The organism is Sphingomonas alpina, assembly GCF_014490665.1.
In the GTDB taxonomy this organism is placed as follows: Bacteria; Pseudomonadota; Alphaproteobacteria; order Sphingomonadales; family Sphingomonadaceae; genus Sphingomonas; species Sphingomonas alpina.
Window position 1 is genome coordinate 4,170,751 of record NZ_CP061038.1, and the last position, 22,001, is coordinate 4,192,751.

The 22,001-nt window shown below is 64.2% G+C and carries 20 protein-coding genes, 1 other RNA gene and 1 pseudogene; 14 read left to right on the forward strand and 8 right to left on the reverse strand.

The genetic code is table 11. The features are described from left to right. Positions 1-8: 8 nt before the first annotated feature. The 5 genes and pseudogenes from H3Z74_RS19375 (at position 9) to H3Z74_RS19395 (ending at position 5,568) form a co-directional block, all read left to right on the forward strand. Positions 9-1,024 (forward strand): annotated as a pseudogene (locus H3Z74_RS19375) (polyprenyl synthetase family protein). 32 nt (positions 1,025-1,056) lie between these two features. Further along, positions 1,057-2,373 carry an alginate export family protein gene (locus H3Z74_RS19380; RefSeq protein ID WP_229726683.1) on the forward strand — a complete coding sequence of 439 codons (1,317 nt, stop codon included), beginning with the start codon at positions 1,057-1,059 and terminating at the stop codon, positions 2,371-2,373. A gap of 69 nt (positions 2,374-2,442) precedes the next feature. Next, positions 2,443-4,902 carry an ATP-dependent helicase HrpB gene (gene hrpB / locus H3Z74_RS19385; protein WP_187761182.1) on the forward strand — a complete coding sequence of 820 codons (2,460 nt, stop codon included), beginning with the start codon at positions 2,443-2,445 and terminating at the stop codon, positions 4,900-4,902. Positions 4,903-4,945: 43 nt separating this feature from the next. Next, positions 4,946-5,227, forward strand: a complete 282-nt coding sequence (locus H3Z74_RS19390; protein WP_187764418.1) for an ETC complex I subunit — start codon at positions 4,946-4,948, stop codon at positions 5,225-5,227. Then, entirely contained in the window at positions 5,224-5,568 is a 345-nt protein-coding gene (locus H3Z74_RS19395; protein WP_187761183.1) for a nuclear transport factor 2 family protein, read from the forward strand. Before H3Z74_RS19390 ends, H3Z74_RS19395 begins: the two co-directional genes overlap by 4 nt. 36 nt (positions 5,569-5,604) lie before the next feature. Here H3Z74_RS19395 and H3Z74_RS19400 read toward each other — a convergent pair whose 3' ends face one another. Continuing rightward, positions 5,605-6,093, reverse strand: coding sequence for a helix-turn-helix domain-containing protein (locus H3Z74_RS19400; RefSeq protein WP_187761184.1), 489 nt, complete (start codon positions 6,091-6,093; stop codon positions 5,605-5,607). Between the two features lie 144 nt (positions 6,094-6,237). Between H3Z74_RS19400 and H3Z74_RS19405 the strand changes: the two genes are divergently transcribed. The 5 genes from H3Z74_RS19405 to H3Z74_RS19425 all read left to right on the forward strand — a co-directional run bounded on the left by H3Z74_RS19405 (position 6,238) and on the right by H3Z74_RS19425 (position 13,832). Then, positions 6,238-6,627, forward strand: a complete 390-nt coding sequence (locus H3Z74_RS19405) for a hypothetical protein (RefSeq protein WP_187761185.1) — start codon at positions 6,238-6,240, stop codon at positions 6,625-6,627. A 129-nt stretch (positions 6,628-6,756) separates the two neighbouring features. Beyond that, positions 6,757-7,998, forward strand: coding sequence for an SGNH/GDSL hydrolase family protein (locus tag H3Z74_RS19410; RefSeq protein WP_187761186.1), 1,242 nt, complete (start codon positions 6,757-6,759; stop codon positions 7,996-7,998). A gap of 865 nt (positions 7,999-8,863) precedes the next feature. Beyond that, the gene (locus H3Z74_RS19415) at positions 8,864-11,719 is read left to right on the forward strand and encodes a hypothetical protein (RefSeq protein WP_187761187.1); all 2,856 of its coding nucleotides are present in this window, start codon (positions 8,864-8,866) and stop codon (positions 11,717-11,719) included. A gap of 4 nt (positions 11,720-11,723) precedes the next feature. Next, positions 11,724-12,749, forward strand: a complete 1,026-nt coding sequence (locus H3Z74_RS19420; RefSeq protein WP_187761188.1) for a hypothetical protein — start codon at positions 11,724-11,726, stop codon at positions 12,747-12,749. A gap of 78 nt (positions 12,750-12,827) precedes the next feature. Continuing rightward, the gene (locus H3Z74_RS19425) at positions 12,828-13,832 is read left to right on the forward strand and encodes a hypothetical protein (RefSeq protein WP_187761189.1); all 1,005 of its coding nucleotides are present in this window, start codon (positions 12,828-12,830) and stop codon (positions 13,830-13,832) included. An 87-nt stretch (positions 13,833-13,919) separates the two neighbouring features. Here H3Z74_RS19425 and H3Z74_RS19430 read toward each other — a convergent pair whose 3' ends face one another. The 5 genes from H3Z74_RS19430 to H3Z74_RS19450 are packed head-to-tail and all read right to left on the reverse strand — an operon-like array spanning position 13,920 to position 17,023. After that, the gene (locus H3Z74_RS19430; protein WP_187761190.1) at positions 13,920-14,438 is read right to left on the reverse strand and encodes an NUDIX hydrolase; all 519 of its coding nucleotides are present in this window, start codon (positions 14,436-14,438) and stop codon (positions 13,920-13,922) included. Then, positions 14,435-15,118, reverse strand: coding sequence for a TPM domain-containing protein (locus H3Z74_RS19435; RefSeq protein ID WP_187761191.1), 684 nt, complete (start codon positions 15,116-15,118; stop codon positions 14,435-14,437). Before H3Z74_RS19435 ends, H3Z74_RS19430 begins: the two co-directional genes overlap by 4 nt. Then, positions 15,118-15,918, reverse strand: a complete 801-nt coding sequence (locus H3Z74_RS19440) for a TPM domain-containing protein (protein ID WP_187764419.1) — start codon at positions 15,916-15,918, stop codon at positions 15,118-15,120. Before H3Z74_RS19440 ends, H3Z74_RS19435 begins: the two co-directional genes overlap by 1 nt. A 2-nt stretch (positions 15,919-15,920) precedes the next feature. Next, positions 15,921-16,424 carry a TPM domain-containing protein gene (locus H3Z74_RS19445; protein WP_229726685.1) on the reverse strand — a complete coding sequence of 168 codons (504 nt, stop codon included), beginning with the start codon at positions 16,422-16,424 and terminating at the stop codon, positions 15,921-15,923. A gap of 5 nt (positions 16,425-16,429) precedes the next feature. Continuing rightward, positions 16,430-17,023 carry a LemA family protein gene (locus H3Z74_RS19450; RefSeq protein ID WP_229726686.1) on the reverse strand — a complete coding sequence of 198 codons (594 nt, stop codon included), beginning with the start codon at positions 17,021-17,023 and terminating at the stop codon, positions 16,430-16,432. Between the two features lie 81 nt (positions 17,024-17,104). Between H3Z74_RS19450 and mscL the strand changes: the two genes are divergently transcribed. Continuing rightward, positions 17,105-17,539 carry a large conductance mechanosensitive channel protein MscL gene (gene mscL, locus H3Z74_RS19455; protein ID WP_187761193.1) on the forward strand — a complete coding sequence of 145 codons (435 nt, stop codon included), beginning with the start codon at positions 17,105-17,107 and terminating at the stop codon, positions 17,537-17,539. 188 nt (positions 17,540-17,727) lie between these two features. Here mscL and H3Z74_RS19460 read toward each other — a convergent pair whose 3' ends face one another. Continuing rightward, a complete protein-coding gene (locus H3Z74_RS19460; RefSeq protein WP_034160182.1) occupies positions 17,728-18,159 on the reverse strand; it encodes an RrF2 family transcriptional regulator in 432 nt (143 codons plus the stop codon). Positions 18,160-18,207: 48 nt separating this feature from the next. On the opposite strand from H3Z74_RS19460, the gene ssrA reads away from it, so the two are divergent. Further along, positions 18,208-18,557, forward strand: a transfer-messenger RNA (tmRNA) gene (gene ssrA, locus H3Z74_RS19465). Positions 18,558-18,618: 61 nt separating this feature from the next. Here ssrA and H3Z74_RS19470 read toward each other — a convergent pair. Further along, entirely contained in the window at positions 18,619-19,008 is a 390-nt protein-coding gene (locus H3Z74_RS19470) for a DUF4345 family protein (protein ID WP_187761194.1), read from the reverse strand. A 92-nt stretch (positions 19,009-19,100) separates the two neighbouring features. Here H3Z74_RS19470 and H3Z74_RS19475 point away from each other — a divergent pair, with 92 nt between their 5' ends. Both H3Z74_RS19475 and H3Z74_RS19480 read left to right on the forward strand, forming a co-directional pair. Next, positions 19,101-20,183, forward strand: a complete 1,083-nt coding sequence (locus H3Z74_RS19475) for an MBL fold metallo-hydrolase (RefSeq protein ID WP_187761195.1) — start codon at positions 19,101-19,103, stop codon at positions 20,181-20,183. Next, positions 20,180-21,994 (forward strand): arylsulfatase, encoded by a 1,815-nt coding sequence (locus H3Z74_RS19480; RefSeq protein WP_229726687.1) that lies wholly within the window; start codon positions 20,180-20,182, stop codon positions 21,992-21,994. Before H3Z74_RS19475 ends, H3Z74_RS19480 begins: the two co-directional genes overlap by 4 nt. Positions 21,995-22,001 lie beyond the last annotated feature (7 nt).

The window sequence follows — 22,001 nt, forward strand, 5'->3', positions numbered from 1 at the left end:
ACAGTAATATGAGCGCCACCATCCACCGCCTCGACGCGCGCGCCGCCCGCCTTCGCTTGAACCGATGGTTCAGCTGGTCGCGGGTGATCTCAACCTGGTCAATGCGGTCATTCTTGACCGTATGCAGTCGCAGATACCGTTGATCCCCGAACTCGCCGGTCATCTGATCGCTGGCGGCGGGAAACGCATGCGGCCCATGCTGACCCTGGCGAGCGCAAGGCTGCTCGGCTATTCGGGCAATCGCCATCACCGGCTCGCCGCCGCGGTCGAATTCATTCATACCGCCACCCTGCTGCACGACGATGTCGTCGACGGATCGGACCTGCGTCGCGGCAAGCGCACCGCCAATCTGATCTGGGGCAACCCTGCAAGCGTGCTGGTCGGCGACTTCCTGTTCAGCCGCTCGTTCGAACTGATGGTCGAAGACGGCAGCCTCAAGGTGCTGAAGATTCTGTCCAACGCCAGCGCGGTGATCGCCGAGGGCGAAGTCAATCAGCTGACCGCGGCGCGGCGCATCGATATCGGCGAAGAACGCTATCTCGATATCATCGGGGCGAAGACCGCAGCGTTGTTCGCCGCGGCCTGCCGCATCGCCGCCGTCGTTGCCGAACGGCCCGAAGCCGAAGAGGCCGCGCTCGACGCTTATGGCCGCAATCTCGGTATCGCGTTTCAGCTGGTCGACGATGCGATCGATTATGTTTCCGACGCGGGGACGATGGGCAAGGATGCCGGCGACGATTTCCGCGAGGGCAAGGCGACATTGCCGGTGATCCTCGCTTATGCCCGGGGTTCAGCAGAGGATCGCGTGTTCTGGAAAGCGGCGATGGAGGGCCATCGCGCGAGCGACGAAGATTTCGCGCATGCCGTATCGCTGATCCGCTCGAGCCATGCGGTCGACGACACGCTGGCGCGCGCGCGCCATTACGGTCAGCGTGCGATCGATGCGCTTGGCGGCTTTGCCGGCGGCGCGGCCAAGGACGCGATGGTCGAAGCGGTCGAATTTGCGGTGGCGCGGGCATATTGACCCAGCGCGGCTGCCACCGTCCGATCCGGATGATGGGTGTGGCAGTCGTGGTGACGGTGTCACCGCCTTGCTTGGCGCAATCCGCCCCGAGACCACCTTTCACGATTTCCGCCACCACCCGCGCCCGGGTGGAGATGATCGAGAATCAGGCCCGGGCCGGTTTCGAGCGTAATGACACGCTGGTCACGTTCCGCACCATCATCGCGGCCGAATATGGTCCCGGTCCGGTCCGCATCGGTGGCGAGCTTTACGACAGCCGGGCCTATTCGATCTCGCCGCGCAGCCCGGTCAGCACCAGCGAAGTCAATGCGCTTGAACTGGTCCAGGCTTATGTCAGGGCGGATCTGGGTGGTGCGCTCGGCACGCAGGTCCAGGCCGGCCGCTTCACGCTTGACCTCGGGTCGCGCCGCATCGTCGCCAATGACGATTATCGCAACACCACGAACGGCTATACCGGGGTGCGAGTCGATCTCGCGCCTTCCAAGCATTTCAGCGCAACACTCTTCTACGCCCTGCCACAGGTGCGGCTGCCATCGGGTGGCGCTGCGCTGCGCGCCAACCGGGTGGAAATCGATCGCGAAAGCTTCGACCTGCGCTTCTGGGGCGCGACTGTGCGGCGCAGACAAGCGATCGGCCCGTTCGACGTCGATGCCGCCTGGTTCCGGCTCGACGAACGCGACCGGCCCGACCTGCCGACTCGCGACCGGCATCTCACCACGCTCAGCGCTCGGCTGATCAAGGCACCAGCGGCCGGGCAATGGGATGCCGAGGGCGAACTCTTCCATCAGGGCGGCTCGATCAATGCCGATGCAACCGCAGCCGCCGCACGCTTGCCGGTCTCGGCCTGGTCGGCGCATGGCGAGATCGGCTACAGCTTCGCCGCCGCCTGGAAACCGCGCCTGTCGTTCGAATATGAATATGCCAGCGGCGACGATCGTGGCGGACGCTTCACCCGCTTCGATCCGGTGTTCGGCTCGCGGCGTGCCGATTATGCGCCGTCGGGAATCTACAGCACGCTGGCACGCTCCAATATCAGCTCACCCGCAATCCGGCTCGAGGCAGTGCCCCACAAGCGCCTCGAAACGATGATCAGCTATCGCGAAATGTGGCTCGCCTCCGGCCAGGATGCGTTTTCCTCCTCGGGCGTGCGCGATGCGAGCGGCGCTTCGGGTCGTTATGCCGGTCGCCAGATCGAAGGCCGTGTGCGCTGGTGGGCGATCGCCAAGCGGCTGCAGCTGGAAGCGAGCGGCGCGCTACTCGACAAGGGCCGCTTCCTGAAGCGCGCCCCCAACGCACAGCCTGGTGGCGACACGCGATACCTCTCGCTCAACGCCAGCGTCTTCTTCTAACCCCGGTAAACCGGAATTGGCGCTATCCGCGACCCATTCGCCTGTGCGAAACACTCCGGCATCCGCTTTATGACCATGCTCCCGATCCATGCCGTGCTGCCGGACCTGCTCGCTGCTTTGCGCGAGCGGTCGAACGCCGTGCTGGTCGCGCCGCCGGGCGCCGGCAAGACCACGGCGGTCGCGCCCGCTTTGCTCGATCAGCCATGGTGCAGCGGCGAGATTCTGCTCCTCTCCCCGCGCCGCCTCGCCGCGCGCGCGGCGGGCGAGCGCATGGCGAGCCTGGCGGGAGAACCGGTCGGCCAGACCTTCGGCTATGCGACGCGCATGGACAGCAAGCGCTCGGCCGCGACGCGCGTGACGGTCGTGACCGAAGGTATTTTCGTCAATCGCATCCAGGCCGACCCCGAACTGGCCGGCGTGTCGGCGGTGCTGTTCGATGAAGTCCATGAGCGCAGCCTCGACAGTGATTTCGGCCTCGCACTCGCACTCGATGCGCAGGCCGGTCTGCGCCCCGACCTCAGGCTGGTGGCAATGTCGGCGACGCTCGACGGCGCGCGCTTCTCGAGCCTGATGGGCGACGCCGCGGTGATCGAAAGCGCGGGCCGAAGCTATCCGCTGACCGTGCACCATATCGGCCGTGCCGCCGAAGCGCGGATCGAGGACTCGATTGCAGCGGCGGTTCGGACCGCCTTGCGCGAACAAGAGGGCGGCATTCTCGCCTTCCTGCCCGGGGTCGCCGAGATCGAACGCACCGCCGAACGGCTTGAGGGGCTCAGCAACAATATCATTCTGCACCGCCTGCATGGTAGCCTCGATCCGCAAGCGCAGCGCGCAGCGATCGCGCCCGACCGCGAGGGCTTGCGCAAGGTGGTGCTGGCCACCTCGATCGCCGAGACCAGCCTGACGCTCGACGGGATTCGCGTGGTGATCGATTCCGGGCTTGCCCGGCGGCCGCGCTATGACCGTGCGGCGGGCATGACCCGGCTGGTCACCGAGCGCGCGAGCCAGGCCGCCGTCACGCAGCGCGCCGGCCGCGCCGCGCGGCAGGGGCCGGGCGTCGCCTATCGCTTGTGGGAGGAAGCCGCGACCGCCGGCCTGCCGCGCTTCGACCCGCCCGAGATACTCGAAGCCGATCTGTCGGCGCTGACGCTCGATTGCGCTTTGTGGGGCGTGGCCGATCCGCGCGCGCTGAGCTGGCTCGACCCGCCGCCCGAAGCCGCGGTCGCAGAAGCGCGGTCGCGACTCGCCGCGCTGACCGCGATCGATATGGATGGCCGGCCGACCGCGCATGGCAAGGCCATCGCCAGACTGCCGCTGCCGCCGCGCCTGGGCCATATGCTGGTGCGTGCGGGCGAGCTTGGGCTGGCCGAGACAGCGGCGCAGATCGCCGTGCTGCTCGGCGAACGCGGGCTGGGCGGCACTGATGTCGATCTCGAATCGCGACTGCGGCGCTGGCGTAGCGAGCGCGGACCGCGCGCCGAGGCCGGGCGCAAGCTGGCGAAGCGATGGGCCAGCTTGGTCGCGTCGCAGCCGGGTACAACGGAAGAGGTCGGCTTGTGCGTCGCGCTGGCCTTTCCCGACCGTATCGCGCGGCGTCGTGATGCGTCGGGCGAGAGCTGGGCGTCGGCGGGCGGGCGCGGCTTCAAGCTTGACGGCGCCACGTCGCTGGCGCGCAATGACTGGCTCGCGGTTGCCGAGACGCAGGGCATGGCCGCGGGTGCGCGCATTCTGTCCGCCGCGCCGATCGACCTTGCCACGGTCGAGACGCTGTTCGGCGACCGCATCGAGACGCGGCGCAGCGTGACGTTCGACGCAGCGACCGGCGGCATCCAGGCGATCCGCGAGCGGCGGCTCGGCGCGATCCGCCTGTCGGGCGGCCCGGACAGCGCAGCCGACCCGGCGGAGATCAGCGCGGCACTGCTAAAGGGCGTCTGCGACCATGGGCTTGCGCGGCTGCCATGGAGCGAGGCCGCACTGGCGCTGCGCCACCGCGCCGATTTCGCCGCCGCGCATGGCGGGACCGAGCTCGCGCTCGACGATGCAGCCTTGCTGGCGCGCGCGGACGAATGGCTCACGCCGCTGCTGGAGAAGAAGCGCCGGCTCGACGCGATCGAACCGGGCGCACTGACCGAAGCCTTGCGTAACATCATCGGCTGGGACGCGATGCGGACCATCGACCGGCTTGCCCCGACGCATTTCGACAGTCCGGCGGGCAGCAGCCACCCGATCGACTATGCCGCCGAGGGCGGCCCGCGCGTCGACCTGCGGCCCCAGGCCCTGTTCGGCCTCGCCACGCATCCGACGGTCGGCGGCGGCCGGGTGCCGCTGGTGCTGAGCCTCACCTCGCCGGCCGGACGCCCGATCCAGACCACCCGCGACCTGCCCGGTTTCTGGGCGGGAAGCTGGGCCGCGGTGGCCAAGGAAATGCGCGGCCGCTATCCGCGCCACCCCTGGCCGGACGATCCGGCCGGGGCGATTGCGACCACCCGCACGAAAAATGCGGATGCGCGCCGGGCGCAACCGCGATAGAGGTTCGCCAAGACCTGCCCCAAGATCTGCCGAGAGAATGACCATGCCCACCGCCCGCATCTTTCAGCGCCCCAAAAATGCCATGCAGTCGGGCCGCGCCCGCACTCAGGCCTGGGTGCTCGAATTCGAACCTGCCGAGGCGAAGCGACCCGACCCGCTGACCGGCTGGGCCGGCTCGGGCGATACGCGCGACCAGGTGCGGCTCAACTTCCCGACGCTCGAGGCGGCCACCGCCTATGCCGAGCGCGAAGGCCTTGGCTTCCAGGTCGTCGCAGCACCGGAGCGCAAGCTGAAGCTTCAGGCCTACGCCGACAATTTCCGATGACGCCCAAGTCAGTCGTCCGCAAATGGATCGCGGCGTTCAACCATGCCGACGCGGCCGCGCTGGCCGCACTTTATGCCGACAATGCGATCCATCATCCGGTCGCCAACGAGCCAATCGAGGGCGTCGGGGCGATTCGCGCCATGTTCGAGGCCGAGTTCGCTGCGGCGCAGATGGAATACGTGCCGGAAAATCTGTTCGAGGACGGCGAATGGGCGATCCTGGAATGGCGCGATCCGACCGGGTTTCGCGGCTCCGGCTTTTTCCATGTGATCGACGGCAAGATCGCGCACCAGCGCGGCTATTGGGACCGGCTCAGCTTCGAAAAGCTGCATAAGGCCTGACGCCTGCGGGAGCATGAGGGCGACGCCGGCTCCAGCCTATTCGCGTGCATGGTAATATGGTGCTGCGTTGTATTGTGGCCCAGCTATTCTCTCGACTCGCTCCATCGCTTTGCGGAGTTCCTCCGCGATATTCGTTTCCTTCTCAGATGGCGGGGCAGGGCGCGCCCAGATTTTTGGGCGTCGCGCGCGCATCCATTGCAACGCGGCGGTGACATCGGGACGGACTTCGCGCTTGTAGCGGACAATTACCGGCTCTTCGGCCCCGACGGGGCGATAGACACTGACGGCTTCCTCCTCATAGCCGATCGCGCGCTCGTACAGCGCGCGCTCCACGCGGTCGTCGGCCACGTCCTTGCCGAGCCGGGTCGCCTCGGCGAACTCAGGGTAAGCAGCGCGCCAGCGAAAGATGGTGCTGCGCGCGACGCCGAACGCCGCGGCCAGCTCGCGATCGGTCAGGCCCTGGGCATAAAGCTCGCGAGCCTGGCGGACATAATCGGGGTCGAAGGTCGAGGGACGTGTTTCCATGCTGCCGGGATAACGAGGCTTGCATGAGGGTTGAATCGAAGCGCACGATAAAGCGCGCAGGTGAGATATGGGACACCGGATTGTCCCATATCTTCGGTATGAACGTGAAATAATATAATTATATTTCAATGAGTTAATTAATATATGCCGTTGAAATCCGTCATCGCCATCATGATGGCGGCACTCATGTGCGGCGCGGCTCAAGGGCAACGGCCTAGGGTCGACGGCACCATCATCGGGCCGCCGTCACTGGATTTGCGGCGCAACCTGGCGGCAGCCGCCAATGACTATCTTCGCGACCTGCCCGTGGTCAAAGGCTCGGAAATTTCCGATGAAATCGCCCTTCCCGCCGCGCGAAAGATGCATGCTGTCTGTGTACGCTGGAGATCATCCGGCCGGGCGCGCGACAACCCCGGCTTTTCCCCGATGTTCGTGACCATCACCGGCGGCTGGCTCGCCGAAACCGCATGGCGGAACGATCCCCGTTGCCGGGATCCAAGGTTGAAATACCACCCATTTCCCGAGATGCGCTGACGGACATGAAGCGGAACGCCGCATTGAGAGAGACCGGAGTTATTGCACCTGTCCCTAAAACCGCACAGAAACCCGTGACGGAAGCCTGCTGGCCTGAGGTTCACCCCATCATCCCCAAGGGATCTGTCGATGCATGCTTCGCCATTGAAATATGCCGCTGCCGGCGTGCTGCTCCTTCTCGCTGCCGCGATCGCGCCGGCCCAGTCCATAGCGAAGGACGCGCATTGGGTCGCTGCCTGGGCTGCGGCAATGGACTCGCCCGGCCCGGCGCTACCGGCGCAGACGCTGCGCCAGATCGTCCGCCCCAGCATCGCCGGCAGCAACGTGCGCATCCGCCTGTCCAATCTGTTCGGTACCGCGCCACTGACCCTCGGCGCCGTGCACCTGGCCAGGCGCGCTGACGGATCGGCGATCCAGCCGGCAAGCGATCATGTCGTGACGTTCGGCGGCAAGCCGGTGGTGACCCTTGCGAAGGGCGACGCCGTGCTCAGCGATCCGGTGGCATTGCCGGTGACCGCATTCGAGGAACTCGCGGTCAGTGTGTATCTGCCGCACGGCGCGGCGACATCGACCATCCACAGCGTCGGCAATCAGACCGTCTATATCGTGCTGGGGCGCGACATGACCGCAGCGGCGACGCTTCCCACTGGCGACACCGACGACAGCCGCTATTTCCTCAGCGATGTCGAAGTCTCCGCCGGGGCCGACGCGCGCGTCATCGTGGCGATCGGCGATTCGATCACCGACGGCGTCGGCTCGACCGAGGAGCGCAACGCGCGCTGGCCCGATGCGCTTGCCGCGCGATTGCAGGCCGATCCGAAACTCGCCGCGATTGCCGTCGTCAACGCCGGCGTTGCCGGCAACCGCATTCTCAACGATGCCGACAAACCCTATCGCGGCCCGAGTACGCTCAACCGCTTCGACCGCGACGCGCTCGACAAGCCCGGCATACGCTGGATCGTGCTGCTGCAGGGCGGCAACGACATTTCGGCCGGCGAAGTGCTGACCTCGGCCAAGGCGAAGGTGTCCGCGGAGCAGATCATCCAAGGCATGAAGACGCTGATCGAATGCGCGCATGCGAAGGGCGTCAAGGTCATCGGCGCCACCTTGCTGCCCAAGGGCGGCACGACATTTCCGAAAGCGCCCTCGCCGGCGGCCGAAGCGAAGCGCCAGGCGGTCAATGCCTGGATTCGGGGCGGCGGCGCGTTCGATGCCGTCGTCGATTTCGAGCGGGTGATGCGCGACCCCGCCCAGCCGGATCGCCTGCTGCCGGCCTATGACAGCGGCGATCATCTGCATCCCAACGATGACGGCTATCGGGCGATGGCGGCGGCGATCGATCTGGGTTTTCTGAAGCGGGAGCAACGGTGACGGGCGGTTGTAACAGTCCACCACCCGGCGAGCGCCCCACAACGCGCTCACACCATTCCAATAGCAACCATCGGGCGTGCTCCTGGATTATATCAACTCGCGTTGGTGATACCTTCCGCGGTGTTGGCGGTCCGCCAGTCTTGAGACTGCCTCTGCAATCTTTGTAGTAGGTTTGTTCGCGCAGAGGCGCGGAGGACGCAGGGATTGGATTTGCGCTGCCCTGGCATCCATTCCTCTCTGCGTCCTCCGCGCCTCTGCGTGAACCGGTCTTCTTCTATCCAGCCACAAGCCTGGAGTGATGCGGTATTATCAATGAGATCCGGTATTACCCCATTCCCGTAACTCCAAAACGTGCAGGTATAAATGGGGCCGCGACCGCACAGAAGCGTAACTCCAAAGTATTTAGGCCAAGCGAGGCATCGCAAATTGGCCGATAGCAGCAATACTCTCGATACAACGAAATGGACACCAGCCAACAGTCGGAGGTTTTCGATCTGAATCGAATCGTTCCGATTTGGTAGATTTTGGAAGCCGCAGTGATCTTACATCTGCATGACCCGAGAATAATCCAAATCGGATCGATACTCGATCAATCAATAACAGCACATGTGGGAACCGTTCAGCGCTTGTCCATGGATTCATTGAAAATATCGGATCGTTACTCGCCTTTATAGATCCACCGGAAACAACGACTCTGTATTGATCATGAACGCACTAGGTCTCTACGATAACTCGTGTTAGGCTACACCTACGAGTTCAGGTGCACCTATGAAATTGACATCCGGGTCCCGCTGCATGCCCAATGCAGCGGCCGATCCTTGGCGACCATAGGCGTTGCAGCAGCGCCCAGGCTCCGGAGACGGCAATGATCGAACTGCTTCGTTTTCAGAATCTTCGTCCGGCCCAATCGATTTCGGGCGAAGAGCGCGACCAGATCGGCTTGCCGCTCTATCCGGACCCGGGCCTCTCGGCGCTCGCCAACGACCTGATCGACGCCGCGGATCGCGGGCAGCACGACGCACTGTTCACACGCTTCCAGGACACCGGCAACGTCCTCACTGATCTGACCAAGGCCGATCCGGCGGTGCGCCTGCTCTACGACTGGCTCAACTTCAAGGCGCGCCCGATCCGCCTCGCCGATTTCAAGACGCTCGTCGCGGCGCTGCGGTGCGACAAGCGCTTCGACCTCGAACGGGCGTGGCGGCTCTTTGCCGATAATCTGCTGTTCGCGATCCATGCCGATCGGCTCGCGGCCAATTATTGCCTCGACTATCAGCTGCTCGTCCGCATCTGCCACCTGATCCGCGCGACGCTCGACCGGACCGACGACAGTTTCGCGGTCAAGCCGGACGTCACCGACGCCCTCATCGCTCAGCTGCTCGAACAATCGCTGCTGATTCCGCCCGGCGCGATCTTCAGCCGCTGCCCGAGCAAATGCCGCAAGATCGGCGGCAACCCCCTGCCGAACCCGAACCCCACTTTGGCCGATGCGACCACGCCCCCGCAGACGCCCACACCCACGCCGTCCGACGATCCCTGCCATTGCGAATGCGATACCGAGTGCAAGCCACCGGTCGACCACCGCGTCTGCATCCGCCCCTATATGGGCGATCTGTTCCTGATCCGCGAAGAACTGGCGCGCTACGAAGCCGGCGAACTCGCCGATATCGAGAATATCCTCGCGGGCGAGGCGAAGGTCCGCCACCACCGCATGCTCAACCGCACCGAGGCCAGCCTCGAACTCGAATCGACCACCGAAACCTCGACCGAGCGCGATCACAGCGTCGCGGAGAAATTCACGCTCCAGGAAGAGGTCAAGTCGACCGCGGAGCAAAGGACCAACCTCGATGCCGGGGTCACCGCCACGCTCAAATATGGCGATTCGGTCACCGTCACGCCGCACGCCAATGTCACCGCCAATTGGGCCAAGTCGCAGTCGCAGAGCCTGGCGCGCGGCTATGCCAAGGACGTTGTCGACCGCGCGGTCACCAAGCTTGCGGAGAAGACCCGCCGGCTCCAGATCACCAAGACGCTGCGCGAGGTCGAGGAGATCAACCAGCACAGTATCAAGAACGACGATCCCACCGCCGTGCATCGCGCCGGGCTTTATTTCTGGGTCAACAAGGTCACCCATGCCCAGGTGATGAATTACGGCCGACACATGATGTTCGACCTGATCGTCCCTGAGCCTGCGGCGACGTTCAAGACGCTCTTCGCCAGGAAGCAGGCCAGCGATGTCGCGGTCGAGCAGCCCAAAAAGCCCGACATAACCGTCGCGAAGATCAACATGTCGGGATATGGCGAACTGCTCGCCAAATACGGCATCGCCAGCACTGAAGCGCTTGAGCCGCCCGATCCGATGATCTTCATTCAGTTCGCGCTGAGCGGTAACATCCCAAAGCCCGACGGCAACAAGTCGATGGCCTTCTCGTCACATGATATCAAATCGCCCGAAATCCCCGATGGCTATCGCGCGACGAAGCTGAGCTATGACGTACGCTGCTCGTCCGGGCATCCGGCAACCACCGGCGACAAGGATGAGGTTGCGGTTTCGGTGAATATCGCGGACTTCAACATCTTCACCCAGTCGCTCAACGAATATAAAAGCGGTGGCGGCAAGACCAATCAGGATTGGTCCGCAGCCGGCGAGCATGTTCTCAAGGGTGAGGAGGGGAGCATTGCCGCCAGCTTCGCCGGCTTCTCCAGCGTCGCCCTTGCCCTCAACGCCTCATTCACGATCCAAGTCGAACTGAAGGCCGAGGCGTTCGATAAATGGCGGCTCAAAATCTATAATGCGATCATGAGCGACTATCTGCGCAAGCTCGAGGCATGGGAGCAGGCCAAGGCGCCCAAGGCCAGCCTGTTCGCGATCAAGGGCCGCAATCCCTTCCTCAACCGCGAGATCGAACGCAACGAACTCAAGCGCCACGTCATCGCTGCGCTGATGGGCAATTACTTCGCCGGGATCGGCGCAATGATGGAGCGGGTCCAGCCCTGCGGCTATCCCGCGATCGACTTCGTCCAGCTCGAAAAAGACGCGCCGCTGATCCAGTTCTTCGAACAGGTGTTCGAATGGGAATATCTCACCTATCTCTTCTACCACAGCATGTGGGCGCGGAAGTGCAAATGGCCTGAGCTGATCGACGAGGATTCGGGCGATCCGCTGTTCGACAAATTCCTGACCGCCGGCGCTACGCGCGTCCAGGTGCCGGTGCGGCCCGGGATGGAGCATGTCTTCACCTGGTTCCTCGCGACCGGCCAGATCTGGGGATCGAGCGGCGAACCGCCGCTGCCTGGAGACGACGAATTCGTCGCGATGATTCAGGAGCTCAAGGAAGCGCGCCAAGGCGATTATGACGAGCGCCCCGGCCTGGTCGACGTGACCAAGGGCAGCAACGTCCTCGCGCTCCACGACAGCGGCTATTATTGGGACGCGGTCGGCGCCGTCCCCAACAAGCTGCTGCTCGACAATGATCGCGATCGCGAAATCCTGATCAACTACAAGGTCTATCGCATCGTGAAGGTCGAACAGGCCAAGGCCGGCGATACGACCAAATGGAACATCACGATCAACGAGCCCTATCCGGATGCGTCCGCTGCCGACCACAAGCACGCGACCGGCGCGGTGTTCGTCGGCGCACCGTGGGAAGTCGTGATGCCGACCCAGCTCGTCTATCTGCGCAATCCCAAGGACGCGCTGCCTACCTATCCGCTGAGTTAGGGCGATGGCCGGCGCATCCGGATATGGCGCGCTCCAGCAGCCGGGCGGCGGCTATGGCGCGAGCCAGAGCCCGGTGCCGCTCTATGCGGCGAATACGCAGGCCAAACCGGGTGCGCCTGCCGCATCGTCGAGCCCGGCCGCGCCGCTCAATGCCGATCAGGTGACCGATGCGATGATGGCCTATTTCGCGCAGGCCTATCTCGACACCTATTTCCCGAAGCAGAACGTTCCCCAGCTTCGGGTGGGCAAGAAAATCCCCTACGAATTGGTCAGCGACCAGGGGATGGAGGCGGCGCTCAAGAAACAAGCGGAACTCGTTTACGAGCGTCTGCTCAAGGGGCGGTTCGACTTGAATATGCCCTGGGTCGAGGAGAAGCTGCACCTGTATTATGACAGCGACAAGCTCGGAAAGCCGCGCCCCTATCCCTATAGCAAGGCCAACCCGCCGACGCTGGAAGGCTTGGACCGGGAGGAGAAGGCGGCGTTGTTCGGTGCGCTGAAATCAGGACGGTTCACTGACATGAGTGGTGAGGCCGCGCATACGGTGGCTTTCTTCCAGCGCCCGGATACGCCCGGCGCGACGGGCAAGATGTTCGTCCGCAAGTTGGCGGCGGAAGACCCGACGTCCCAGTCCGAGCTGGCGGGCACGATCGCCCATGAGCTTGGCCATGCCTATGCCGATGCCAATTGGTGGGAATTCTATGATATCGCCAACGCCTTCGATCTGCCGTTGATCGAGAAGCTCACCGAGGGCATCGCCACCACTTTCGAGGAAAAATTGTCGCGCGCCTGGTGGGACCAGCAGCCGGGCGGCACCGAGCTTCCCATGATCGGATATCGCAACGACAAGGATATCATGCGGCTGGGGCCGGAATTCTTCAAAATCCTCAAACAGGCAGGTTACGAGGCCTATTTTGGCGGCTGGATCAAGGTCGGCAACGTCAACAATGTCGCGAATACGATCATCGTGGGCCAGAGCAAGACGCGCTGGTCCTGGCCCTGGAAGGCGAAGAAATCCGGTGCGAAATAATTCGGCGCCAGATCCTACGCCAAACTCGGCGATGATGCGCGTAATCTCCTGCGACCCGAGCCGGCAGGCCTGACAACCATGACCGATGAATCCGGCTATGCTCCGTCCCGGCTAGATGGCGGAGGTTATTCGACCAGCCGCAATTCGCCCGCTCTCGCCGCCAATACCCAACCTCGGCCGGCGACCGCGCCGGCGGCCGCGGGTACCTCAATAACCCCCGCGCCCCTCGATCCTATGCGGGCGGCCGAGGCAATGCAGGCCTATTTCGCCAAGGATTATGTCGAACGCTTCTTCGGCGGAAAGCGCAACAAGTTGCTCCGCGTGGGCTGGAAAATCCCGATCGAACTGGTGAGCGACGCAGGAATGGAAGCCGCGCTCAAACAACAGGTCGGCGACGTTGTCGACCGGCTGCTGCGGGCCCGGCTCAAATATAACATGCCGGCGGTCGAAGCGCGGCTTCGCAAATATTATAAGGACGTGGGCGGGGTCTACCCGTACGGCGGCACACATCCGACTAGGGAAAGGCTGTCCTCTAACGAACGAGCGCAGCTCATCGGCGCCTCCGAGACCGGCTATGCCGGTTTGAGGAAGGAGGCCAAGGCGACGGTCGCCCTCTATGTGCGGCCACCCCCTGAGACCCCGAACGGCACCGGCAAGATGATCGTCCGCAGTTCCATCGCCGAAGTGCGCGGGTCGCAGCACGAGCTCGCGGGTGCGATGGCGCATGAGCTTGCCCATGCCTATGCCGACCCCAGATGGTGGGACCTGCTCGATGTGATGGACGCCAATTTCCTGCCCCGAACCGGTAAGCTTACCGAAGGTATCGCGGTGCATTTCGAGGAAATAATGACCGTGCGCTGGAACAGGGCGAACCCCGGCACGAAGAAGCCCGCGATTGGCTATGAGAATGACCCCACGATCGCCGACACCGGCCAGTCCTTCATCGACCCGCTCGAGACCGACACTTTTCACGAGGCCTATTTCGCCGGCGTGCTGGGTTTCACCGACCCCGACAACCCCGACAAGACGATCGAGCTTGGCCGGAAGAAGGTGCATTGGGAATGGCAGTGGCACGTCGAATAACCAGGTCGCGGCTTTTTCAAGCCGGCGCATCCGGTCAACGCCGCCACTGACCTGCTGCTCTGGATCCGCACGTCCAAGGCCGCGCGTTCAGCCCAACAGTGACGGACTCAGCAAGAGCAGCATCTTCACATCGATCGCCATGCCCTCGGCCCGCTTGCCAGCGACGAACGCCGGAAGATCGCTCAGCGCGACGCGGTGGACGACGATATTCTCGTCGGTCGTGCCCCCGCCTTCACTGACACGCTCGAGCCCGGTCGCGCGGACCAGCGTGAAGCCTTCGCTGACCAGGCCGGGCGATGACTGGAACTGGCCGAGCGATTCGACCTGGGCGGGGCGATAGCCCGTCTCTTCCTCCAGCTCACGCGCGGCCGACGTCTCGATGCTCTCGCTCTCATCCTCGTCACCGACCAGACCAGCCGGCAGCTCCAGGCAAAGCCGGTTGAGCGGCACGCGAAACTGTTCGACCAGGATGACATGGCCATCGTCGATCGCCAGGATCACCGCTGCCTGGATATCGCGCGTGCGCGAGACATATTCCCATTTGCCGCGTTTCTTCACGGCGATGAAACGGCCCTCCCAGGCGGTTTCGACGGGGTCGGCGCTCATAATTCGATCAACCTGTCCGGCAGTTCGTTGCGGTCGCCTTCGGTCTTGGGGAAATGCTCGGCGATGATCGCGCCGATCGCCGCGACCGCCGCCGCCATGCCCTCCCCGGGCTCACCCACCCGCACCTTATCGACCAGCGCCGCCATCGCATCGCCCCAGCGCTCCGGCGGCACGACCTTGTGGATCGCCTCATCGGCGACAATCTCGGCAATGCGTTCATCGAGCGACAGAAAAAGCAGGACGCCCACCCGCGCCTCGGTCCGGCGCTCCGCCCCGACCTTGAAATATTGCATCGCGAGCCGCCGCACCCGTCGCGAGCGCGTCGCCCTTGGCGTCAAAGCCAATCGGAGCGGCGTCCAGGCAAGCGCATAGCGCACGGCGAGGAACAGCAGGGCTTCACCGATCAGCAGCGCGAAGAACAGGCTGCGCAGATCGGGCTCACTGGTCCAGCCGTTCGACCACCAGGCGATCTTCGATTCGATCGCCGCCGGGTTGAGCGCGACGATCGCCACCAGCAACAGCATCGCCGCCATCGCATAATGCAACGCGACATCGCGGTAGAGATCGGACCGTTCGGTGACGATCGTGACGATCTCGCCATCGGTCCCGACCTCGGCCCTGGCCACCGCGGCGGTGACGAGCGCGTGGTCGGCCTCGCTCAGTTTCTTCAATCGCGCCATCACCAGTCCCCCGAAGCGCCGCCGCCGCCGAACGACCCGCCGCCGCCCGAAAAGCCGCCACCGTCGCTGCCGCCCCAGTCGGAACCGCTGCTGCTGCCCCAGGACGATCCACCGCCGCCACCAAGGCCCGGCCCCCAGAGGATCACCGGGCTGGCGCCATTCCGGTAGCGTCTGCCCTTGGCGCGTCCGAAGATCATCGGGAAGACCACGAAGAACAGGATGATGATCCAGAAGATCGCGATCGCCGCACCATTGCCGCCGCTGCTGCTGCTTTTTGTGGCGGGGCGCTCGCTTGCCAGTTTCTGCGCGCGCGCTTCAGCCGCTTCGAGCGGCAATTTCATCTGCTCGCCGATCGCCGTCGCGCCCGCGACGACCCCGCCGCCCATGTCGCCCTTGCGGAATTCGGGCAGGATCGTGTCGCGGATAATCATGCTCGACAGCGCGTCGGTCATGATCGGCTCAAGCCCATAGCCGACCTCGATCCTGACCTTGCGCTCGGTCGGCGCGACCAGCAGGATGATGCCGTTGTTCGCATCCTTCTGCCCGATCGCCCAGGCGCGGCCGAGCTTGTAGCCATAATCCTCGATCGGATAGCCCTGCAGGTCGGGCACGGTCGCCACCACGAACTGGCGCGAGGACGCCTTTTCGATATCGGCCGACAGCTGATTGAGTTGCGTTTCCTGCTCGGGCGACAGCAAATTGGCCGCATCGACCACCCGGCCGCTGAGCGGCGGGAAAGTCTGCGCGCCGGCGAGCGAAGCGCAGCACAACAGTACCGACGCGATAAGATAACGAAGGATGTTCACGCGGCTTTCCTTTGCACGGTGCCGATCTCGGTGATGATGCCGTCGACGCCGCCCTTGATTCCGCCGGGATAGTCGCCGTTGCGAAATGCCGGCAGGATGGCGGACTGGATGATCGCGCCCGCTTCCTCGTCCCGCAACGCCGATTCGAGACCATAGCCGACCTCGATGCGCACCTTGCGTTCCTTGGGGGCGACGATCAGCAACACGCCGTCATTGAAGCCTTTCCGCCCGATACCCCAGGTTCGCCCGAGGTTCACGCCGTACATCTCGATCGGATGGCCCCCGAGACTGGGGACTGTGACGACCACCAACTGGTGCCCGGTCGCTTTCTCCAGCGCGGCCGACCGAGCCGAAATCGACGCTTCGTCGGCGGGTGGCAACAATGCCGCCGCGTCGACGACCCGCCCGGTCAGTTCGGGGAACGGATACCCGGGCGGTGTGACAGGCTTTGCCGGGGCGGCATCTCCGCACCCGGCGAGCAGCAATGAAAGGGCCAGCAATCGGATCAGTTGCTGTTCCCGAAATCGACCGTCGGCGCATTCTCGGCACCCGGCGTGGTCGCCTGGAACGGCACCAGCGGCTTGGAACCGTAGAAGATCTTGGCGCCGACCGCGTCGGGGAAAGTGCGGATGCGCGTATTATAGTCCTGCACCGCCTTGTTGTAATCGACCACCGCGATGTTGATGCGGTTCTCGGTGCCTTCGATCTGCGACATGAAGGTCGAGAAATTGGCCTGGCTCTTCAGCTCAGGATAGGCCTCGACATTGGCGAGCAGCCGGCTGAGCGAGCCGTTGAGCTGGCTCTGCGCCGCCTGGAACTGCTGCACCTTGGCCGGATCCGTCAGGTCGGCGCCAGTCACCTGGATCGCCGTCGCTTTCGAGCGTGCTTCGATCACGTCGGTCAGGATCGACTTTTCCGATGCAGCCGCGCCTTTGACCGTCGCCTGCAGATTGGGGATCAAATTGGCGCGGCGCTGATAGGCGGCCTGGACATCGGCCCATTTCGCCTTGGCATTCTCCTCCGCCGTCGGAACGCTGTTGATCCCGCAGGCGGACAGCATCGCGGCGAGGCCGATGGTGACGATGACACGAAACTTCATGATTAATCTCTCCAGCCCTTGCACGACCATCATACTCGACTAGCCTTGCCGGGCGGAAGTTAAATCGGATGGAGGTGCATCGTGTTCAAGGAGTTCAAGGCATTCATCGCCCGCGGCAACGTGCTCGACCTGGCCGTCGCGGTCATCATCGGCGCGGCGTTCGGCAAGATCGTCACCTCGCTGACCGACGATGTGATCATGCCGGTGATCGGAAAAATCTTCGGCGGTCTCGATTTCTCGAGCTATTTCATCGTGCTGGGCAAAGTGCCCGAAGCGCTGGCGGGGTCGTCCGACTATGCCGCGCTGAAAAAGGCTGGCGTGCCGGTGTTCGGCTATGGCGCGTTCATCACCTCGGCGGTCAATTTCCTGATCCTCGCCTTCATCATCTTCATGCTGATCCGCGCGGTGACCAAGCTGATGCCCAAGGCCGACGAGGCGCCGGTCGACGCGCCCGAACCGGCCGATGTCGCGCTGCTGCGTGAAATCAGGGACGAGTTGAAGAAGAAGTCGGTTTAGTCCCGTCCGCCAAATCTCCTTCTTGCCCCTCCCTTTATGGGAGGGGTTGGGGAGGGTGCGATCGCGAAGCGCATCGCTCGGTGCGAAGCGCCGATCGAGGCATCGAGCCCCGCTCGACGCTGTAACCCTCCCCTGGCCCCTCCCATAAAGGGAGGGGAGTAGAAGAAGCTGACATTTGATATACGGCCTCAGGCCGCCGCGAGGTCCTCAGCGACGGCATCGGCCAGGCTGGTGCCGTCGAGGATGCGCGCGGTTTCGTCGCGCACGCGCGCCATGGCGATACGGATCGCGCAGCTCGTTTCGTCCTTGCAGTCCTTGCATGGGCGATACGCGGTGCGACTGACGCACGGCACGAGCGCGAGCGGCCCTTCGATCACGCGAATGATTTCGCCGAGCGAGATCAGATGCGTCGGACGCGACAGGCAATATCCGCCCATCTTGCCGCGATGGCTGTGCAGAAAGCCCGCTTCGCGCAGGTCGGCGAGGATCAGCTCGAGGAACTTGCGCGGCACATTCGCCGCGACCGCGATCCGGTTCATCGGGATCGGCGGCCCTCCGGCGGGGGCTTCAGCGAGGAAGAGCATGGCGCGAAGCGCGTAACGGGAACGCTGAGTCAACATGATACTATAGTCCATGCACCCGATTTGTGGCGAGCGAAAGGCCCAGTCGGGCTTTTCATTGGATTCTAATGCCCTATATTGGCCGTGTCGAAGGTTCGCCGGAGACTATGGTGATAAATTGCGGCGCATAATAGACGCAACGGACCCGGGGGCAGTACCCGGCGGCTCCACCACAACCGGCCCTTTCAGGACCGGTCATGACGGGGCCGAAGCAGGATCGACGTGTGTTCAAAGGCGCTGTTTTTGCCCGGGCTGAGTAACCCGTTCAAGGCTCAAAACCACAAGTGCTAACGATAACGAAGCACTCGCGATTGCCGCGTAACTCCAAGGCCTAACGGTCTAAGTTACTAAGGACGAAAGCGCGGTTGGGACCGCACCGGGCAACAGAAGCGGAAACCAGCGGTACGGGGGGCACCGGGCAACAGAAGCCCCCCACTTTCCTCTCCTATCGAGCCCCTCCTATCGGCCCCATTGCCGCGTGGCGAACGCGCGCGTGCCCAGGATCAGTACGGCGATCATTACCGCCTCGACCATCATCGGCGTGAAGCTGGTCGGGACGACTCCGTCGACGATGAGCGTGATGCAGCGCCCGGTCAGCGCGATCGCGAGCAGGATGATCGGCACCGCCAGCGGCGCGGCGCGGCGATTCCACGCACCATAGAGCGCGAACAGCCCGCCGGTCACGAACAGCGCGGCGAAATCGGCACGGATCGTCGCAAGCCCCTGGATTCCCTGTGGAACGATGAAGAATTTTGCCGCCATTTCCGCCGGCCTGATCAGAAAGGCGAAGCCCAGCACCAGGTTGAACAGCCCGACCAGCATCACGGCCGCGCGAATTGCCTGCTTCATCCCATCATCTCCAAAGGCTTGCGATATTATGGCATTGCTAGTGCCGATTTATTGCCTCATGCTAAGTCTAGGACAAAATGGGGGAGAGCGGGATGAAAAAGCGCACAACGGCGTTGATCGCGCTTGCCGCCATCCTGCTTATCGCCGGCATGTCGGTAAAGCTGTTCCAGATACCACTCGCGACCGCGCTGCTCGAGCGGACGGTCGATCAGCGCGTCGGGCGCGATGCCACCGCCGGCTTGCCCGATGGCCTGCATGTGGCGCTGTGCGGCACGGGGTCGCCCTTTCCGGATCCGAGCCGCGCCGGGCCATGCACCATGGTCATTGCCGGCATGCGGATCTTCGTCGTCGATGCGGGCGAAGGCGGCGCGCGCAACCTGATGCTGATGGGCCTGCCGGTTGGCCGGATCGAGCGCCTGTTCCTGACCCATTATCATTCCGATCATATCGACGGCCTCGGCCCGTTGATGCTGCTGCGTTGGGCCGGGACGCCCTCAACCTCGCCCCTGCCGGTCAGCGGGCCGCCCGGCGTCGAAGCGGTGGTCGCGGGGTTCAATCAGGCTCATGCCGCCGATAATGGCTATCGCACCGCGCATCACGGGGCCGCGATCATGCCGCCCTCCGGCGCCGGTGCCATTGCCTTCCCGTTTGTCCTGCCGGCGGCGGGCACGGGTCTGGTCATCCTCGACGATGCCGGACTTCGCATCACGGCGTTTCGCGTCAATCACGCGCCGATCTCCCCCGCGGTCGGTTATCGGTTCGATTATAAGGGCCGTTCGGTCGTGCTGAGCGGCGACACCGCCTTCTCGCCGTCGCTTGTCACCGCCGCGCGGGGCGCCGACCTGCTCGTCCACGAAGCGCTGCAGCCGATGCTGGTGAAGAAGCTCACCGCTGCGTTCGAAGCGCGGGGGATCAAGAACACTGCGCAGGTCACGCGCGACATCCTCAATTATCATACCACGCCGGAGCAAGCGGCCGACGCCGCACGGCTGGCCGGAGTCAGGGCTCTGGCGCTCAACCATATCGTCCCGCCAATGCCGATGCGCTTTGCCTACCCCGCCTTTCTCGGCGACGCACATCGTCACTATAGCGGTCCGATCATGATCGGTGAGGATGGCATGATGTTCAGTCTACCCGCGGGCGGCACGGCGATGACCGAGAAGCCTCTGCTGTGAAGCGCGGCGTCATCCTGCCCGCGATCGTCGCCATGAGCCTGACGGCGACCGCACCAGCCCCGGCGCCCGCATCGGCCCCGCCCTCCGCGTCAGCCCTGCAGAAGCGCCCCAATATCGTCCTGCTGCTCGCCGACGACTGGGGTTTCAGCGATGTCGGCAGCTTCGGCAGCGAGATCCGCACCCCCAATATCGACGGACTCGCCGCGAAAGGCGTGCGGTTCAGCAATTTCCATGTCGCCGGATCCTGCTCGCCCACGCGCGCGATGCTGCAGACCGGGGTCGGCAATCACCGCGCCGGCCTCGGCAATATGCCCGAGACCATCCCGCCCGCCCATGTCGGCAAGCCCGGATATGATACTGTGCTCAACGGCCGGGTGGTAACGATCGCACAATTGCTCCGCGACGCGGATTACCGCACCTATTTCACCGGCAAATGGCATCTCGGCCGGACACCGGCCAAATTGCCGCATGCGCGCGGCTATGACCGCGCGTTCGCGCTGGCCGATGCGGGCGCGGACAATTTCGAGGACAAGCCGATCCACGGCCTGTACGACAAGGCCGACTGGACCGAAAATGGCGTGCCCGCCGCATTGCCCAGGGGCTATTATTCCTCGACCTTCATCGTCGACAAGGCGATCGACTATATCGATGGCGGCCGCGCCACGGGCAGGCCGTTCTTCGCCTCGATCAACTTCCTCGCCAACCATATTCCGGTCCAGGCGCCCGACGCCTATATCGCGCGCTATGCCGAGGCCTATCGTGGCGGCTGGAGCATCGTGCGCGCAGCGCGGCGCCAACGCGCGATCGATCTCGGCATCTTGCCCACGGCGCCGATGGCGACCATGCCCGATACGAAGGACTGGAACGCCCTGACGCCGGCCGATCGCGCCGCCCAGGCCCATGCCATGGCCGCCTATGGTGCGATGGCCGAAGCGGCGGATCACGAGATCGGGCGACTGGTCGCGCACCTGAAGGCGACCGGGGAGTATGACAATACGATTTTCGTCTTCCTGTCGGACAATGGTCCTGAACCGACCGATCCGCGCAACCGGCTGCTCAACCGGCTGGTGCTCGGTACCTATTACGACTTCGACCCAGCGCATGCCGGGCAGCGCGGTACGATGACCTATATCGGCGCGAGCTGGGCCAGTGCGGCGGCGGCGCCACTCAACGGGTATAAATTCACGGCTTATGAAGGCGGGCTGCGCGTGCCGCTGATCATCGCCTGGCCGGGCAATCCGACGATCAAGCCGGGCCGGATCGCCGGCAGCTTCGCCTATGTCACCGATCTGCCGCCGACCCTGCTCGCGCTTGCCGGTCTCGCCCCTCAAGGTCCGCGCTATCACGGCCGCACGGTCGAGCCGATGACGGGTACCAGCCTCATGCCGGTGCTGGCGGGAGAGGCAGGACCTGCGCGCGACCAGCCGCTCGGTTATGAATTGTCGGGTAATGCCGCGCTGTTCCGCGGCGACTACAAGCTCGTCCGCAACCTGCCGCCGAGCGGCGACGGGCACTGGCAATTGTTCGATATCCTGCACGACCCGGGCGAAACGCGCGATCTCGCCCGGATCGACCCGGCGCGATTCCAGGCGATGCAGTCCGATTACCGCGCCTTTGCCGCGCGCGACCAGGTCCTGCCGATGCCGGCCGGCTACACCGCAAACCAGCAGATCAACGACAATGCTTTCCGCCATACCGCTTTGCCCAGGATCAAGCGGGCGGCACCATGGCTGCTGCTGATGCTGATGCTGGCGAGTCTGGCCGGCGGGATATACTGGCTGGTCAGGCGCCGCCGCACACGACGTCGATGAACGATTT